General features: G+C 64.7%; 16 protein-coding genes. 11 read left to right on the top strand and 5 right to left on the bottom strand.

The genetic code is table 11. The features are described 5' to 3' along the window. Positions 1 to 19 precede the first annotated feature (19 nt). The 8 genes from C0V78_RS02155 (at position 20) to lexA (ending at position 6,498) form a co-directional block, all read left to right on the top strand. Positions 20 to 604 (top strand): aminodeoxychorismate/anthranilate synthase component II, encoded by a 585-nt coding sequence (locus tag C0V78_RS02155; RefSeq protein WP_101796227.1) that lies wholly within the window; start codon positions 20 to 22, stop codon positions 602 to 604. Beyond that, positions 601 to 1,569, top strand: coding sequence for an anthranilate phosphoribosyltransferase (trpD, locus tag C0V78_RS02150; protein WP_256385661.1), 969 nt, complete (start codon positions 601 to 603; stop codon positions 1,567 to 1,569). Before C0V78_RS02155 ends, trpD begins: the two co-directional genes overlap by 4 nt. After that, on the top strand, positions 1,566 to 2,354 hold the full coding sequence (gene trpC / locus C0V78_RS02145; RefSeq protein WP_101796225.1) for an indole-3-glycerol phosphate synthase TrpC: 789 nt from the start codon (positions 1,566 to 1,568) through the stop codon (positions 2,352 to 2,354). Before trpD ends, trpC begins: the two co-directional genes overlap by 4 nt. A 91-nt stretch (positions 2,355 to 2,445) precedes the next feature. Further along, positions 2,446 to 3,648 carry an aromatic ring-hydroxylating dioxygenase subunit alpha gene (locus C0V78_RS02140; RefSeq protein ID WP_101796224.1) on the top strand — a complete coding sequence of 401 codons (1,203 nt, stop codon included), beginning with the start codon at positions 2,446 to 2,448 and terminating at the stop codon, positions 3,646 to 3,648. Continuing rightward, a complete protein-coding gene (locus C0V78_RS02135) occupies positions 3,645 to 3,992 on the top strand; it encodes a hypothetical protein (protein ID WP_101796223.1) in 348 nt (115 codons plus the stop codon). Before C0V78_RS02140 ends, C0V78_RS02135 begins: the two co-directional genes overlap by 4 nt. A 41-nt stretch (positions 3,993 to 4,033) precedes the next feature. Continuing rightward, a complete protein-coding gene (gene moaC / locus C0V78_RS02130; protein WP_101796222.1) occupies positions 4,034 to 4,507 on the top strand; it encodes a cyclic pyranopterin monophosphate synthase MoaC in 474 nt (157 codons plus the stop codon). Positions 4,508 to 4,512: 5 nt separating this feature from the next. After that, positions 4,513 to 5,706 (top strand): molybdopterin molybdotransferase MoeA, encoded by a 1,194-nt coding sequence (locus tag C0V78_RS02125; protein WP_101796221.1) that lies wholly within the window; start codon positions 4,513 to 4,515, stop codon positions 5,704 to 5,706. A 99-nt stretch (positions 5,707 to 5,805) separates the two neighbouring features. After that, positions 5,806 to 6,498, top strand: coding sequence for a transcriptional repressor LexA (gene lexA / locus C0V78_RS02120; protein ID WP_101796220.1), 693 nt, complete (start codon positions 5,806 to 5,808; stop codon positions 6,496 to 6,498). Here lexA and C0V78_RS02115 read toward each other — a convergent pair. Next, complete coding sequence (locus C0V78_RS02115; protein ID WP_254049784.1) at positions 6,492 to 8,771, bottom strand: ComEC/Rec2 family competence protein; 2,280 nt, start codon at positions 8,769 to 8,771, stop codon at positions 6,492 to 6,494. The genes lexA and C0V78_RS02115 overlap by 7 nt on opposite strands. Positions 8,772 to 8,800: 29 nt before the next feature. On the opposite strand from C0V78_RS02115, the gene gltX reads away from it, so the two are divergent. The 3 genes from gltX to C0V78_RS02100 are packed head-to-tail and all read left to right on the top strand — an operon-like array spanning position 8,801 to position 11,802. Beyond that, positions 8,801 to 10,240: a glutamate--tRNA ligase gene (gene gltX, locus C0V78_RS02110; RefSeq protein ID WP_101798143.1), complete on the top strand. Its 1,440-nt coding sequence runs from the start codon at positions 8,801 to 8,803 to the stop codon at positions 10,238 to 10,240. Positions 10,241 to 10,251: 11 nt separating this feature from the next. After that, positions 10,252 to 11,538: a citrate synthase gene (locus C0V78_RS02105; RefSeq protein ID WP_173843318.1), complete on the top strand. Its 1,287-nt coding sequence runs from the start codon at positions 10,252 to 10,254 to the stop codon at positions 11,536 to 11,538. A gap of 60 nt (positions 11,539 to 11,598) precedes the next feature. Then, a complete protein-coding gene (locus tag C0V78_RS02100) occupies positions 11,599 to 11,802 on the top strand; it encodes a hypothetical protein (RefSeq protein ID WP_101796219.1) in 204 nt (67 codons plus the stop codon). Here the strand turns inward: C0V78_RS02100 and C0V78_RS02095 are convergent. From C0V78_RS02095 to C0V78_RS02080, 4 genes are read right to left on the bottom strand one after another with little or no spacing between them, the layout of a single operon-like run. After that, positions 11,791 to 13,179, bottom strand: a complete 1,389-nt coding sequence (locus tag C0V78_RS02095) for a sensor histidine kinase KdpD (protein WP_101796218.1) — start codon at positions 13,177 to 13,179, stop codon at positions 11,791 to 11,793. The two genes, C0V78_RS02100 and C0V78_RS02095, sit on opposite strands and share 12 nt — an antisense overlap. Next, positions 13,179 to 14,135, bottom strand: coding sequence for a hypothetical protein (locus C0V78_RS02090; protein WP_101798141.1), 957 nt, complete (start codon positions 14,133 to 14,135; stop codon positions 13,179 to 13,181). The genes C0V78_RS02095 and C0V78_RS02090 overlap by 1 nt, the downstream gene beginning before the upstream one ends. A gap of 24 nt (positions 14,136 to 14,159) precedes the next feature. Then, positions 14,160 to 15,374, bottom strand: a complete 1,215-nt coding sequence (locus C0V78_RS02085) for a hypothetical protein (protein ID WP_101796217.1) — start codon at positions 15,372 to 15,374, stop codon at positions 14,160 to 14,162. 60 nt (positions 15,375 to 15,434) lie between these two features. Further along, complete coding sequence (locus C0V78_RS02080; protein WP_101796216.1) at positions 15,435 to 15,740, bottom strand: Hpt domain-containing protein; 306 nt, start codon at positions 15,738 to 15,740, stop codon at positions 15,435 to 15,437. Between the last annotated feature and the right edge of the window lie 49 nt (positions 15,741 to 15,789).

Genomic DNA, 15,789 nt, shown 5'->3' with positions numbered 1-15,789 from the left:
GCGACGAAAGGCGGCCATCATGATCCTCGTTATCGACAATTATGACAGCTTCACCTGGAACCTTGTCCATTACCTGATGGAGATGGGCGCAGAGGTTGAGGTCGTGCGCAATGATGCGATCTCGGCAGGCCAGGCGATCAGCTCTGGCGCGCAGGGTTTCCTGATCTCGCCCGGGCCCTGCACCCCGAACGAGGCTGGCATCAGCCTGGAACTGGTAGGCGCGGCGGCGGAAGCGAAATTGCCCTTGCTGGGCGTGTGCCTCGGCCACCAGTCCATCGGCCAGTTCTTTGGCGGCAAGGTGGTGCGCGGCGGGCTGATGCACGGCAAGACCTCGCCCGTCACGCACGATGGCACCGGCCTGTTCGCAGGCCTCCCCTCGCCGTTCACCGCCACCCGGTATCATTCGCTGATCGTGACCGACATCCCGGAGTGCCTGGTGGTCAACGCCCGCAGCGACGATGGCCACGTGATGGGCTTTCGCCATCGCGAACTGCCGATCCATGGCGTTCAGTTCCATCCCGAATCCATCGCCACTGAACATGGACACGCCATGCTGGCAAACTTCCTGAAGATCTGCGGCATCGACGCCAAGGTGCCGGCGTGAGTCTGGCCTTCAGCGAAGCGGAGACGCTGTTCGGGCAGATGCTCGACGGCGAAATCCCCGATGAAGAGATCGCCCGCATCCTCATCGATATGACCGAGCGCGGCGAAACGGCAGAGGAAATCGCCGGTGCCGCCAGCGCCATGCGCGCGCGGATGATCCCGGTCGCCGCACCGGACAATGCCATCGATGTCTGCGGCACCGGCGGCGACGGTCAGCACACGCTCAACGTCTCCACAGCCGTTGCCATCGTGATCGCAGCCTGCGGGGTGCCGGTGGCCAAGCATGGCAACCGCGCCGCCTCCAGCAAGGCCGGCGCCGCAGATACGCTTGAGGCACTGGGCCTCAACCTTGCCCGCGCCGCAGAGACGGCAGAGGCAACGCTGGGCGAGATCGGCATCTGCTTCCTGTTCGCCGGGGCCCACCACCCTGCCATGGGCCGGATCATGCCCATCCGCCGCGCCATCGGCCGTCGGACAATCTTCAATCTGCTCGGCCCCCTGGCCAACCCGGCACGGGTCAAACGCCAGCTCGTCGGCATTGCCCGGCCAGCCTATGTCCCGATCTATGCCGAGGCGATTGCCCGGCTGGGAACCGACCAGACCTTTGTCGTCTGCGGCGATGAAGGACTTGACGAGCTGAGCCTTGCCGGCGGCAACGAACTGGCCATCGTTACGGGCGAAAACCTCTCGATGCGCCGCGTCTCGCCCGGTGATGCCGGTCTTGGCGAGGCACCGATCGAAGCCATCCGTGGCGGAGACCCTGCCTTCAACGCAGCCGCGCTCAACGGGCTGCTGTTGGGCGAGACTGGCCCATACCGCGATGCCGTGCTGTTCAATTCTGCCGCTGCGCTGCTGGTGGCCGGCGAAGTCTCGGACTGGCGCGAAGGCGCACAGGAAGCCGCTGAAGCCATCGACAAGGGGCTGGCCAAGGGCCTGCTCGACTGCTGGATCGACGCAACGAAATGACCGACAAGCTCACCGAAATCTGCGACACCACGCGTGCCGAAGTTGCCCGCCGCAAGGCGGTCCGCACGGTGGCCGATCTTGATGCCATGGCGGGCGGGCAGACCGCTCCGCGCGGTTTTGAATCAGCCCTGCGCAAGGCGGCCGCCAGCCACTTTGCCCTGATCGCAGAGATCAAGAAGGCCAGCCCGTCAAAAGGCCTGATCCGGGCGGATTTCGATCCCCCTGCCCACGCCCGCGCCTATCAGGCTGGTGGCGCAGCCTGCCTTTCGGTGCTGACCGATGCCCCCTATTTCCAGGGCCACGAAGATTACCTGGTTGCAGCGCGCGCAGCCTGCGACCTGCCGGTTATCCGCAAGGACTTCATGGTCGATCCCTGGCAGTGTGCCGAAGCACGGGCCATTGGCGCCGATGCCATCCTCATCATCGTTGCCGCCCTGTCCGATGCCCAGATGGCGGAAATTGAATCCGCCGCGGTGGAACGCGGCATGGACGTGCTGGTAGAAGTGCACAACGAGGCGGAGATGGAGCGCGCCGCGCGGCTCAAGTCGCGCCTTATCGGCGTCAACAACCGCGACCTGAAGCGCTTCGTCACCGACCTTGGCACCACCGAGCGGCTTGCCCCGCTGGCACCGGAAGGCTCGCTGCTGGTGGGCGAAAGCGGCATCAACAGCCATGCGGATATCGAGCGCCTTGCCCGCGCGGGCGTACGCACCTTCCTCGTCGGCGAAAGCCTGATGCGGCAGGCCGATGTCGAAGCGGCGACCCGCTGCCTGCTCAACGGCTGAATTTGACCCCGGTCAAATAATTACAACAACACTGTGGCAACTTGTCTCCTGCAGCCTGCGCTGATTCGCGCCGGACTTGCGGGAGAGCGCAATGAACGAACAGACCAAGGTCTATACCAGTCCCGAGGAAAAGGTTGCCTGGCTTGGCACCGATCCCATCCCGGCGAAGGCCTATTACGATCCCGAGTGGTTCGAACTGGAACGCCAGGCGATATTCATGCGGACCTGGATCGAGGTCGGCCATGTCTGCGAACTGCCCGAACCGGGGACGTGGATCCGTCGCGAACTCGAATTCGCCAACGCCTCGATCCTCATCGTGCGGGGCAAGGATGGCCAGATCCGCGCCTTCTACAACGCCTGCACGCATCGCGGCACCCAGCTCGTCGAGGAGGAAAGCGGCAAGGGCGCGAACTTCCTGTGCCCCTATCACTTCTGGAACTTCGGCGATGACGGCCGCCTGATCGCGGCCCCGGATTTCGAACGCTTCGCGCTTGAAAAGAAGGACTGCAAGATTCCGAAGGTTTCGGTCGATACACACGCCGGCCTGATCTTCATCAATCTCGATCCCAATCCGCGCCAGACCCTGCTTGAGCATCTGGGTGCCTACGCAGAGGGCATGGAAAAGCTGCCGGTCGCTCGCGCGACGCATTTTGCCGAGTACAGCTACGAGATCGATGCAAACTGGAAGATCACCTACGACAACTTCCAGGAAAACTATCACCTGCGCCATGTCCACGGGCTGACCGGCATTGCCACGGTCCACCCGGACAACCTCTATGGCTATCCCACCGACTACACCTTCGACGGCAACAACCGCACTCAGGAAATCTGGAGCAACCCGACGCCGAAGATCACTCCGATGCAGGGTTACAACTTCGGCCTCGCGGCGAAGTTCGGGATGGAGGAAGGCGTCATCGGCGGACCGCACGATCGCACCTACTTCGCCATCTTCCCCAGCTTCTTCATCATCGGCACGCCCATCCAGCACTTCAGCCACAAGGTCTATCCGATCTCTGCAACCAAAAGCCGGGGCGTGTTCCGCGTCTATTGGGTCGGTGCGGATGACAGCGCGAGCAAGCGCTATGCCCGCGAATATTCGCTGGCATCGATCCACGACATCCATATCGAGGACGTCAACATCATCCGCCGCGCACAGAAAGGCCTGCTTTCCGGCGCCATCAAGAACATCCATTTCATGACGATGGAGGGCCTCTGCCGCCACCTCTACCAGTGCGTGGCAAAGGAAATCGAGGCGTGGCAGGCAGAACAGGCCGCCAAGGGAGAACCGGCATGAGCAACCAGCAACTTCCCGATGGCTTCGAGGTTCTCGAACCCTTTGTCGATTTCTGGGCCGTTCACGGCACTGCCAACCGCGATGCCCGGCGCACTGAAAGCACCGACGCCCAGCGCAAGGCCTTCTACCAGATCGCCAAGGACCACGTTCCCCGCGCGCTGGAATATCTTGACCAAACCCCGCTCGGCGAGCTCGATGCGAAGCAGACCAATCTCATGAACCTGCTGCTGGCCTTTGCCCATGTGGTTAACGCCGTCGAACTGCTCGACAAGGGCGAGGCCAAGCACGCCCAGTTCCGCGCGGCGATGCCGTTCATCCGGTCTACCGCAGACCTGCCTGCCTGAAAGCTTGTCCAGCCTGCCCCGCTTCTGGCAAGAGGCGGGGCATGACGGAACTGACCCATCTCGACGAACAAGGCCGCGCCCGCATGGTGGACATCGGCGGCAAGGCGGAAACCCGGCGCGTGGCGGTCGCCACGGGGCGCATCCGCATGTCCCGATCGGCTCTGGCGGCCATCCGTGATGGCGAAGTTCCCAAGGGCGATGTCATTGCCACGGCCCGGATTGCGGGGATCATGGCGGCCAAGAAGACGGCGGAGCTTATCCCGCTGTGCCATCCGCTCGCGCTCGATTCCGTTACGGTGGACTTCACGTTCGAAGACAATGCCCTGCGTGCAACGGCCAGCGCATCGCTCAGCGGTCGCACCGGGGTCGAGATGGAGGCAATGACCGCCTGCTCGATCGCCCTGCTGACGATTTACGACATGGCCAAGGCCATCGACAAGGCGATGGTCGTCGAAGAAGTCCGGTTGCTGTCCAAGTCCGGCGGCAAGTCCGGCGACTGGAAGGCTCCGGAGTGAGCGCCATGCTGCCCCTGGAAGAGGCACAGTCACGCCTGCTGGCACTGGCACCAAGGCTGAGGACCGAGAACGTCGATGTCGCCTCTGCTCTGGGGCGTTATCTGCTTGAACCTTTGAAGGCGCGCCGCACCCAGCCCGCTGCCCATGTTTCGGCGATGGACGGCTATGCCGTGACCGGACCGGATCTTGCCGGCCCCTGGACCGTGATCGGAGAAAGTGCCGCCGGACATCCCTTTGCCGGCAGCATCGAACCGGGACAGGCCGTACGGATATCAACTGGCGCGCTCATGCCGGCCGGGGCCGATGCGGTGATCCTGCAGGAAGACATCGTCCGTGCCGGCGAGCGGATTGAACTGACAGGAACCCCGCCGTCTCCGCCGGGCAAGCATATCCGCCGTTGCGGATCGGACTTCGCACTGGATCACGAGCTTCTGCCGGCCGGCGCCCGTATCGGCCCTGCCCAGCTCGCGCTGGCCATCGCTGCGGGGCACAAGCACTTGCCGGTCCGCCGGGTTCCTCATGTTGTCATCATCGACAGCGGCGATGAACTGGCCGAGGATCCCGAACTCTGTCCCGCACACCAGGTACCCGCCAGCAATGGCGCCATGATTGCCGCGCTGCTCGCGGCGAACCCCTGCACCGTCAGCCGCATCGGACCCGTTCGCGACGACCTTGAAGCCCTCGCCAGGGCTTTCCACGATGCACGCGATGCCGACGTGGTCGTGACCACGGGCGGAGCCTCGGTGGGCGATCACGACCTGATCCGCCCGGCAATCGAACAGGCCGGCGGAACCCTCGACTTCTGGAAGGTGGCGATCAAGCCCGGCAAGCCGCTTCTGGTCGCAACGCGAGGAGCGCAGGTGATCCTGGGCCTTCCCGGCAACCCGGTATCGAGCCACGTCACGGCATTCCTGTTCCTGCTTCCACTGTTGCGCGCCAGCCTGGGGGCAGGCCAGCCCCTGCCGTGCCCCATCCCGCTGCCGCTGGCCTCGGCAATGCAGCCAGGCGGCGACCGGCGAGAGTTCCTGCGGGGCAGGCTCTCGGACGGAGGCGTAGAGGTTCTGACCCAGCAGGACAGCGGCGCCCTTGCAGCGATGGCGGCGGCGCAGGTGCTCATCGACCGGCCGGCGGGATCGCCCGCGCGCCATGCGGGCGAGAAGGTCGACGTCCATTTCCTCGGAAACGGGGGCATTGCTTGAGCCGCGCTTGACTTGTCCCGAATCGTTGCTTAATTGTTCCTCATTCGTTCACTGAACGGCGCAAGAACATTTGCCGTTCGGGTTGAGGAGTGACGGCCGATGCTGACGCGCAAGCAGCACGAATTGATCCGCTTCATCCAGGCCAAGCTGGAGGAAACGGGAATTTCCCCCTCGTTTGAGGAAATGAAGGAAGCGCTTGATCTCAAGTCGAAGTCCGGCGTCCATCGCCTGATTTCCGCACTTGAGGAACGCGGGTTCATCCGCCGCCTGCCCAACCGGGCCCGCGCACTGGAAGTGCTACGGCAACCTGAAGATGCCTCGCCGCGGGCAACCAAGCCCGCACCGGCGAACACCAACACGGTCACCCCGCCCCTGCGCGCGCCTGCCGCGCGTCCGGAACCGGCGAACGACGTGATCGAAATTCCGCTGCACGGCCGGATCGCTGCCGGCGTGCCGATCGAAGCATTGGAAGGCCAGTCAAGCTTGCCGGTTCCTGCCGCCTTGCTCGGGCCAGGTGAACACTTTGCCCTCGAAGTATCCGGTGATTCGATGGTCGAAGCCGGCATCCTCGATGGCGATTTCGCGCTGATCCGCAAGACCAACACCGCGCGCGACGGCGAAATCGTCGTTGCGCTCGTTCGGGGCGAGGAGGCTACGCTCAAGTACCTCCACCGCGAACAGGGCGGTGTCCGGCTCGATCCGGCAAATGCGGCCTACGATCCGCAGCACTACGGCCCCGGCGAGGTAGAGGTTCAGGGTAAGCTGGCCGGCCTTTTGCGGCGCTATCACTGAGCTTTCGAAGCGGTTGCAGATGGATTTGGGGCTGGCGCTTTGCCGGCCCCTTTTTCCGTGTCCGGCGAACGCGGCGGACGGACGGCGGGCGCCCACCAGCCATGTTCCCCCTGCCCCTCGGCCACGCTGCGGACGCGGCCAGAGCCAAGGTCTATCGTTAGCCCCCCGGTCTGGTCGAGAAGCGACCGGTCGGCCTTGAGCACGCGGGGCTTGCATGCCCGGGGCAGCCACCGGTCGGCAATGACGATATCGCTCAGTTCGCAGGCAGCCAGCAGATCGCGCATGGACACCCACTCCGTTCCCCGAGCCATAAGCAGGTGCCAGGTCCGGCCACCCCGTTCCAGTTCAAGTGCACAGAATTCCGAGCTGCAGCGTGCCTGCGGCACCTCGTCGATCCGTCGCACCCGGCCATTCATGCCGGCCAGTTCGGTCAGGTTGTCGCGGGCGTAGTCACTTCTCGCGTCGCGCAGCACGACCAGTTCGTCACCTGCCAGGCGGGTAATGCCAACATGGCGACCGTCGCCGGAAACGAGCAGGTCGGGCGGGGAAAGCATGGCAAGAGCCCCCACCCCGAACGCGATGGGCAGCAGTCCGGCAAAGCGCACCCGTCCTCGCCACAGGGCCAGCCACAATCCTCCGGCGACAAATAGCGCAAAACCACCCGCGCCCATCGCAGGAAGGTGCGTGACCGCGCCCGGCCGGGCCGCAACCCAGTGCGCAAGCGCCAGCATCAGTTCGAGCGACTTGCCCGCCAGCCACCAGAACGGCCCGCCCGCTCCCACCGCATCGAAAAGCAGTGCCAGCGCGATCAGCGGCATCGAAACGAAGGTCGTCAAGGGAATGGCGATCACGTTGGCAGCCGCGCCGTAAACCCCGGCGCGGTGAAAATGAAAAAGCCCGATCGGCATCAGGGCGAATTCGATGACCACGCCCGTCAGCAGCAACATGGCCAATCGCCGCATGCCGTGCTGCCACCACGGCTCCTCACGCGGTGCAAGAAAGGCATGGACCGGTGCCGCGCCATGCAAAGCAACGATAGCGATCACCGCGGCAAAACTCATCTGGAAGCTGGGCCCGACCACCGCTTCCGGCCAGAACAGCATGACGATGAACGCTGCCACGGCAACCATTCGCAAGCTCAAAGGCTCGCGCCCGATGGCCAGGGCCGCGAGAACCAGCAGCGCGCCCAGGCAGGACCGGATGGTGGGCACCTCCGCGCCCGTCAGCAGGGTATAGCCAATGCCGACCAGCGCGGCGCTGGCGGCGGCCAGCAGCGGTAACCGAAAACGCAGCACCAGCCAGGGCCACAATCCGAACAGCCGCATGGCGAGGAACCAGGTCGCGGCGATCACCGCGCTGACGTGCAGCCCGCTGATCGACAGCAAGTGCGTGAGGCCCGAATCGCGCATCGCGTCCTCGTCCGCCTTGGCGATTCCTCCGCGGTCGCCGCTGGCGAAGGCCGCAGCGATGCCGCCGGCCGATCCGGGCACCGCCTCCCTGACGTGCGAGGAGATCGCCCGCTGCAAACGGCGAATGGCGGAATCCCCGGCTCCATCGGACTTCACGACTTCAACGCGGCTCAACGCCGATCCGGTCGCCGCCAGGCCCTCGAACCACGCCGTCCGCGCAAAATCGTAGCTTCCGGGAAGCATGGGCGCGGCAGGCGGAACCAGTCGCGCCTTCAGCCGCACCTGCGCGCCCTCGACCGCCCCCGGCGCATCCTTGTCGAGTGCCACGTTGACCCGCACCCTGACAGGCCGACCCGTTGCCTCCTCTCTCATCGCCAGAACAAGCCGGACCCTGCCTTCCGCCGGCTGTTCCTCTCGGCCGACAACAGTGGCTGATATCTGGCCAACGAAGGGTTCCGGCAAGGCCTTCATCCCGACCAGCGAGGACTTCGCCCAGACCAATCCGCAGCCCGCTGCGGCCACCAGCGCCAGCGAAGCTATGGCCTGCCGGAGGTAGGGATAGCGGCCATCCTCGCGCATTGCGGAAAGTGCCGAGACGGCAAGCGCTACCAGTGCTGCCATCAGCGCAAGCCATTGCCAGCGGTTGGCCAGAATGAACCAGACGCCGATCCCGGCAGCGAAGGCAACCGCAAGCCAGGGCGCACGCTCGAAACCGGCCCCGGCAAGAAACCTTTCACAGCCTGCAAGTCCGCTGGACAAGCGCTGTGCAACGCGCCAAAGGAAATGTTGCAGTGCAGCGCGGCGCGCCCTAACCGAGGGCGGCGAATCGTCTGCGATTGCCGGGTTGTCGGCAGGCTGCATCATGGAACGCATTGGACAGGAAGGCGATGGTAATGGCAAGCGCGAGCGGCAAGGGCGAAGAAGCGACCGGCGGTCGCGGTGTCGTCACCCGTTTTGCTCCGTCGCCAACGGGTTACCTGCATATTGGCGGTGCCCGCACTGCACTGTTCAACTGGCTGTTTGCGCGCCATCACGGCGGCAAATACCTTGTCCGAATTGAGGACACCGACCGCGCCCGTTCCACCGAGCCGGCAATCGAGGCGATCTTCGATGGCCTGGGCTGGCTCGACCTGCTTGGCGATGAGGAACCGGTGTTCCAGTTCGCCCGGTCTGACCGCCATGCCGAAGTAGCCGCCCAACTGCTTGAGGCCGGCCATGCCTATCGCTGCTACCTGACGGCAGAAGAACTGGCAGCGCGCCGCGAGAAGGCGCAAGCAGAACGCCGCCCCTTCGGCATCGAAAGCGAATGGCGCGATGCCGATCCCGCTTCGTGGCCGGTCGATGTGCCCTATGTCGTGCGCATCAAGGCACCTCGCGAAGGCGAGACGGTGATCGAGGACAAGGTTCAGGGCACCGTTACCGTCGCCAATGCAGAGATCGACGACTTCGTGATCCTGCGCTCCGACGGCACGCCGACCTATATGCTCGCCGTCGTGGTCGACGATCACGACATGGGCGTTACCCACGTGATCCGCGGTGACGATCATCTCAACAATGCTTTCCGCCAGCTGTGCATCATCCGCGGCATGGGCTGGCCCGAACCGGTCTATGCCCATGTCCCGCTGATCCACGGGTCCGATGGCGCCAAGCTCTCCAAGCGCCACGGCGCCTTGGGCGTGGACGCCTATCGCGACGACATGGGCGTGCTGCCCGAGGCCTTGTTCAACTACCTGCTTCGCCTGGGCTGGGGCCATGGCGATGACGAGTTCATCAGCCGCGACCAGGCCGTCGAATGGTTCGATATCGGCCATGTCGGCAAGAGCCCTTCGCGCTTCGACATCGCAAAGCTGATGAACCTCAACGGTCATTACCTGCGCGAGGCCGATGACACCCGCCTGGCAGGCCTCGTCGCCGCGCGGATGAGCGGCGCGGTTGACCTCGACCTGCTGGCCCGCGCCATGCCGGTGCTGAAGGTTCGCGCGAAGGACCTCAACGAACTCGCCGGCGCTGCCGCATTCCTCTTCGCCCAGCGACCGCTGACGATCGAGGACAAGGCTGCAGCGCTGCTGACCGACGATGCCCGCGCCCTGCTGTCGCGGATCGCCTCGGCGCTGCGCGAGGCTGCAGACTGGACAACCGAATCTCTGGAAGTAAGGGTCAAGGCCCTGGCCGAAGAGTGGGGACTTGGCCTGGGCAAGCTGGCGCAGCCGCTGCGCGCCGCCTTGACCGGGCAGACGACATCCCCGGGAATTTTTGACGTTCTGGTACTTCTGGGACGGGAGGAAAGCCTTGCGCGGATCGACGCGCAGGCATGTCCGGCCGAACCGGTTTGATTTAAGGAGACATGAAGGTGGGCAACGCAAAGCTGAACGCAGGCGGCCAGGAAAACGAATATCCTGTCCTGAGCGGCTCGATCGGTCCGGACGTGATCGACATCCGCAAGCTCTATGGCCAGACGGGCATGTTCACGTATGACCCGGGCTTCACTTCCACCGCTTCGTGCGAAAGCGGCCTGACCTACATCGATGGCGAAGAAGGCGTGCTGCTGCACCGCGGCTATCCGATCGGCCAGCTGGCCGAACACTCCAGCTTCATGGAAGTCAGCTACCTGCTGCTCAACGGCGAACTGCCGAGCAGGCAGGAGCTTGACCAGTTCACCTACACCATCAGCCGCCACACCATGGTGCATGAGCAGCTTTCCACGTTCTATCGCGGTTTCCGCCGCGATGCGCACCCGATGGCCATCATGTGCGGCGTGGTCGGCGCGCTGTCGGCGTTCTACCATGACAGCACCGACATCGCCGATCCGGTGCAGCGCAAGATCGCCAGCCACCGCCTGATCGCCAAGATGCCGACGATCGCGGCCATGGCCTACAAGTACTCGGTCGGCCAGCCGTTCCTCTACCCGGACAACAAGCTGAGCTATACCGGCAACTTCCTGCGCATGACCTTCGGCGTGCCCGCCGAAGAATACGAGGTGATCCCGGCCGTCGAAAAGGCGATGGACCGCATCTTCATCCTTCATGCCGACCATGAGCAGAATGCCTCGACCTCGACCGTGCGCCTGGCCGGTTCGTCGGGTGCGAACCCCTTTGCCTGCATCGCGGCCGGTATCGCCTGCCTGTGGGGCCCGGCGCATGGTGGCGCGAACGAAGCCGCGCTCAACATGCTCAAGGAAATCGGCACCCCCGACAAGATCCCGCATTACATCGAGCGCGCCAAGGACAAGAACGATCCGTTCCGCCTGATGGGCTTCGGCCACCGCGTCTACAAGAACTACGACCCGCGCGCGACCGTCATGCAGAAGACCGTGCGCGAAGTGTTCGACGCGCTGAAGGTCAACGATCCGCTGTTCGAAACCGCCCTGCGGCTTGAAGAAATCGCGCTCAGCGATCCCTACTTCATCGAAAAGAAGCTGTTCCCGAACGTGGATTTCTACTCGGGCATCATCCTTTCGGCGATCGGCTTCCCGACCACGATGTTCACCGTGCTCTTCGCCCTTGCCCGCACCGTGGGCTGGGTGGCGCAGTGGAACGAAATGATCTCTGACCCCGGCCAGAAGATCGGTCGCCCGCGCCAGCTCTACACCGGCCCGGCAGAGCGCGACTACATCAGCATCGACAAGCGCTGATTTTTCCCGTTACCTGTGTTTCGGGGTCCGAGCGGCCCCGGAACACACGGGAGAATTTTCATGCTGCGCTCTGCACTTACCGTCGTCGGCGCGGTGCTCATGGTTCTGGGCATCTTCTTCACCCTGCAGGGCGCAGGCGTGATCATGTGGCCGCCGGAGAGCTTCATGCTCGCTGATCGCGGGTGGGTTTCCAAGGGCCTGATGATTGCTGCGGCTGGTGCCGCCGTCATCCTGATCAGTCGCCGCGTGGGCTCAAAGTCCTGAATCGGCCTTCAGGTCAGCCGGAACCGACAAGTTGAAGCGCGCACCCTGCCCGGGTGCGCTTTCCACCGTCAGATCGCCGCCCATCGCCCGCGCCAGCCTGCGCGAGATGTAAAGCCCAAGGCCCGATCCGCCATCACCGCTGCGCCCCAGCCGTTCGAACTTGTCGAAGACGCGCGCCTGTTCATCGGCGGAGAGACCGGGGCCCTGATCGGCCACGATCACCCGCGCGAAATCGCCAATCCGTTCCAGCCGGATCCAGACCTGCGAATTGGGCGGCGAATAACGGATGGCATTGCCCAGCAGGTTAAGCAGGACCTGCAGGACGCGGCGAAACTCCGCAATGGCAGGCAGCGTTTCCCCTGCGCGCGGAGCATCGACGATCACGCCCTGCTCGCGCGCCCTCACACCCAGGATACCGGCCGCCCGGCGGGCAATGTCGGCAAGATCGACATTGTCGGGCGCGGTGGAGAAATCGTCGGCCTCGACCACTTCAAGATCGGTCAGGTCGTCTATCAGGGCAAGCAGGTGTTGCCCGGCGGCGGCAATGTCCGCCGCATAGTTGGAATATTCCTCGGCCAGTGGCCCGGCCAGGCGCGTGCGGATCGTCTCGGCATTGGCGATGATCCGGGCAATGGGCTGGCGCAATACGGGGGCAACGTCGCGCCCGATCAGCCGTGCCTCTGCTTTCCGCAAGCCCGCTGGCGGCGGCGGTGCCGGCGGTGGCGGGGCAATGTCCGACGTCAGCGCCAGTTCGAATCCCGCGGGCTGGTCAGGCGTGCCGCCAAGCGGCGTCAGGGTCACGCGCCAGGGCCGCGGCGAGCCGGCAACTTTCACGCTGACGCCGTTCAACAGGCGCCAATGCGTGACCTTGCCGGAAACCGCGCCTTCGGCCTCGACATAGCCGGTCCAGACCTTGCCGGGCATGGCCAGCATGGCGGTGGCCAGTGGCTTCAATTCGTCAGATCCCGCCTCCGCCGTGATCACTTGCTGGTCGGCATCAAGCCGGGCATGGAATTCGGCGATGTCGCGATCGATCGTGGCCACGCGTTCGCCCACTTCGGCCTGGTCTTCGACCGGCATGGATCGCGCCTGCCAGTGACGCAGCCGGATGGTACAGCCGCCATCGACGGCCGGTTCGATCTCGGCGAGTGCAGTTACGCTCTCAACCCCGTCCTGAGCGGCGAACGGGCGTGACAGCTTCATGCCGAAGCGCCGTGATTTCCGCACGATCTCCAGCAGGGCAGGAGCCGCGACAACCCCCGGAATTTCGCCACCACAGCGCAACTGGAAACTGCGCAGAGGCTCGTCAGCGGAAACCAGCCGGTCTTCCGCATCGGTTCGCGCCAGCGCAATTCCAGGTGCCCCGTTTGCCTTCATCAGGCCGGATACCCTGCCCCATGCGAGAGGATCGCGGCCGCGCGATCGGGGCCAAGGTCCTCGAAACCGGTCGGTAGCGAAATGTCGGGATGCAGGGTTACGAACTGCTGCTCGACAGTGCTGGCCTTCATGCCCGACGCGGAAAGCGCAAGGGCAAGCCGCGCCACCTGTCCTTCATTGGTCGCGAGCGTCGCCAGCGCACGATCCTGTCCGGCTGCGATCGAGAGCGCAGTAAGGAACAGGGCCACGCCAGCGTGTTCCACCGAGAGGGCAGCCTGCGCCCCGCCGCCCATTCCCAGGATCAGGCGCGTCATCAGGCCAAGCCGGGTGCGAGCCTCGTCATAGGTTTCGCAGAACTTCTTTTCCGCGATCATTGCCGGCTCGTCCGAGGGGCCGCAGTGCTGGCGCAGGGCGATCAGTGCGGCGTGGAGGACATCGGCAGGCAGCTCAAGCAGCGAAAGCTGCATGCGGCGCTGCGACTGGACGAATCGCGTCTGCGCCGCCAGCAGGTTCATCGCCGAAGTGGCGATCTGGGCGTCGGTCGATGCGATCAGCGCCTGCAGCATGGGTGAAAGCACGGGATCGAGCGCCAGCCTGCCATGCAGGCGTTCGGACAGCTGAAACTCAAGCGCCAGTGCATGAACGTGGGCGAGCAGCAGCGGGTCGGTGCAAAGGCTATGCACCAGCGCCGCAATATCCTCCGCGCCGATTTCCCGCGGGTCCGGGACATTTCCGGCCTCGCCCCGCGCAATCAGAAGCTGCCGGGCAACATCTTCCAGCATCGAACGTGTGCGCGCGACGATCTCTTCGGAGAACACCGAATGATCATCGCTGGCCAGCAGGTGACGCATGATGGGGATGATCGTGCCGATCATGGCATCGCCATGCGCCAGTTCCGCGCGCAGCACGTTTTCGATCGGTTCGCCCGCAACCGGCGAATGAAGCACTTCAGTCATGTCCAACGGCATAGCGTTGCATGGTTAAGCTCGCGTTATCCCATCGGAATCGTCAGGAAGCCCGATTCCGGCCGTCAGAAGCGCGAGGATTACCATTGCGATCGCCACCGGCAAATAGGTGGAAAATGCTAGACCGCCCGCGACAAGGCACAGCAATGCGCGGTCTTCCAGCCATGGCGAGAACCGCCATTTCATCACGCGCGCCAGCAGGCGCAGCAACCCGATCAGGACCAATGGCATCAAGGCGCGCTGCCAGAGCGGCTCGCCCGGCAAATGGGGCATGGCAACCACCAGCAGCGCAACGATTGCGGCATCGAGCAGCCAGCCAAACGGTCCCGGTCGGCTGAGCCAGTCCACCTCACCGCCAAGGGCTTCGCGGCGCACACCCGCGATAATGGCCGCCGTCCGGTGCAGGATCCAGGCAGGCACGCACAGCAGCAGGCCGATCCCCGCCCAGTCAAACCAGGCAGCGCCTCCCGCCAGGGCAAGCAAGGCGATGGCGAACAACATCAACGTCCTCGGGCCGCTCCCTGCATGCAGCAAGGCGGGCCCGTATCTTCGCGCAATCCATGCAGCCAGCCCAAGCCCGGGCGAGCGGCCCAGTCCGGCAGTCTGGCGCTCCATCCAGTGGTCCTCTGCCGCGTGTGCCTGGTCCTCGTCACGGACAAGCAGCCATCGCCCCGAAGCGGATACGGCCTGCGGCACAAGCCGTTGTGAAACACCCGCCTGCAAGGCGATGCGCAGAAGGGCAGACACCGGCTCGACGTCGGAAGGGAGGTCGTTCAGGCGTTCGACAAGGCGCCCCGGAATCAGCATCACACCCGCCGCGGCATGGTTGATGTCGATGCGCTCGAAGCCTGCAGGAACGGCCGTATCGGCGGGCAGGACAAGGATGGTCTGTGCCTGCGAAATCAGGTTCAGGGTGTCGTCGCTTGACGGCACCACGCCTTCGGCAAGCACCAGCACCTCGTCGCTTGCCGTTACCAGGCCGGAAAGCGCCCGGCCGCCGGATATCATGTGGAAACGGGCGCCGGCGCGCTCCGCCTCGTGCTGCAATTCGACGAGTTCGGGATCGAGCGCCCGCGCGAGACAGGCAATGCGTTCGCATCCCGCAGCCAGGGCAAGCGAGAGCTGGTGCCGCGCAAGCGTGGTTCCGCCCAGTCGCAGGTATGCGCGAGGTCTGTCGAGACCGGCATGCGCCGGTTCCATCATCGAGAGCAAGGCAACCCGCAGCGTCATTCTCCTGGCACGAAGGCGCGGAGACTAGACGCTAGGCCATGGCCTGCCAAGGGCAGCCCGTCACGCTGCGGCTGTGAACTCGTCGAGAAAAACCTTGATCCGGCGCAGGACGCTGGGATCGCCGGGGGCGCCTTCAAGTGCCTCTTCGGCGAGGTCCAGCAGCGGGGCGGCATGAAAGCTCGCCGCAACGCCCTTGAGCCGCAGCGAGGCCACCTGCCAGTTGCCGTCGCACCGCGACCGGCGCATCAGGTCAAGCTGGCGGGCAACGCTATCGGCAAATGCCGCCTTCAGTTCGGCAAACAGCCGGGCATCGTCGCCCGCTGCAGCCGCCAGGGTGGCATCAAGTTCACCTGCTTCATAAGCCATGGCGAGGCATAGTAACGACGCTTGGTTAAACCGGGGTTTATCCACAGGC

Source organism: Novosphingobium sp. TH158 (genome assembly GCF_002855555.1).
Taxonomy (GTDB): domain Bacteria; phylum Pseudomonadota; class Alphaproteobacteria; order Sphingomonadales; family Sphingomonadaceae; genus Novosphingobium.
The sequence above is the reverse complement of the archived record's forward strand: the minus strand, read 5'-3'. Positions and strand labels throughout refer to the sequence as shown.

Coding starts and splice junctions, on each gene's coding strand:
- C0V78_RS02155 (WP_101796227.1), top strand. CDS start 20: ATGATCCTCGTTATCGACAATTATGACAGCTTCACCTGGAACCTTGTC.
- trpC (WP_101796225.1), top strand. CDS start 1,566: ATGACCGACAAGCTCACCGAAATCTGCGACACCACGCGTGCCGAAGTT.
- C0V78_RS02140 (WP_101796224.1), top strand. CDS start 2,446: ATGAACGAACAGACCAAGGTCTATACCAGTCCCGAGGAAAAGGTTGCC.
- C0V78_RS02135 (WP_101796223.1), top strand. CDS start 3,645: ATGAGCAACCAGCAACTTCCCGATGGCTTCGAGGTTCTCGAACCCTTT.
- moaC (WP_101796222.1), top strand. CDS start 4,034: ATGACGGAACTGACCCATCTCGACGAACAAGGCCGCGCCCGCATGGTG.
- C0V78_RS02125 (WP_101796221.1), top strand. CDS start 4,513: ATGCTGCCCCTGGAAGAGGCACAGTCACGCCTGCTGGCACTGGCACCA.
- lexA (WP_101796220.1), top strand. CDS start 5,806: ATGCTGACGCGCAAGCAGCACGAATTGATCCGCTTCATCCAGGCCAAG.
- C0V78_RS02115 (WP_254049784.1), bottom strand. CDS start 8,771: ATGATGCAGCCTGCCGACAACCCGGCAATCGCAGACGATTCGCCGCCC.
- gltX (WP_101798143.1), top strand. CDS start 8,801: ATGGCAAGCGCGAGCGGCAAGGGCGAAGAAGCGACCGGCGGTCGCGGT.
- C0V78_RS02105 (WP_173843318.1), top strand. CDS start 10,252: ATGAAGGTGGGCAACGCAAAGCTGAACGCAGGCGGCCAGGAAAACGAA.
- C0V78_RS02100 (WP_101796219.1), top strand. CDS start 11,599: ATGCTGCGCTCTGCACTTACCGTCGTCGGCGCGGTGCTCATGGTTCTG.
- C0V78_RS02095 (WP_101796218.1), bottom strand. CDS start 13,179: ATGAAGGCAAACGGGGCACCTGGAATTGCGCTGGCGCGAACCGATGCG.
- C0V78_RS02090 (WP_101798141.1), bottom strand. CDS start 14,135: ATGACTGAAGTGCTTCATTCGCCGGTTGCGGGCGAACCGATCGAAAAC.
- C0V78_RS02085 (WP_101796217.1), bottom strand. CDS start 15,374: ATGACGCTGCGGGTTGCCTTGCTCTCGATGATGGAACCGGCGCATGCC.
- C0V78_RS02080 (WP_101796216.1), bottom strand. CDS start 15,740: ATGGCTTATGAAGCAGGTGAACTTGATGCCACCCTGGCGGCTGCAGCG.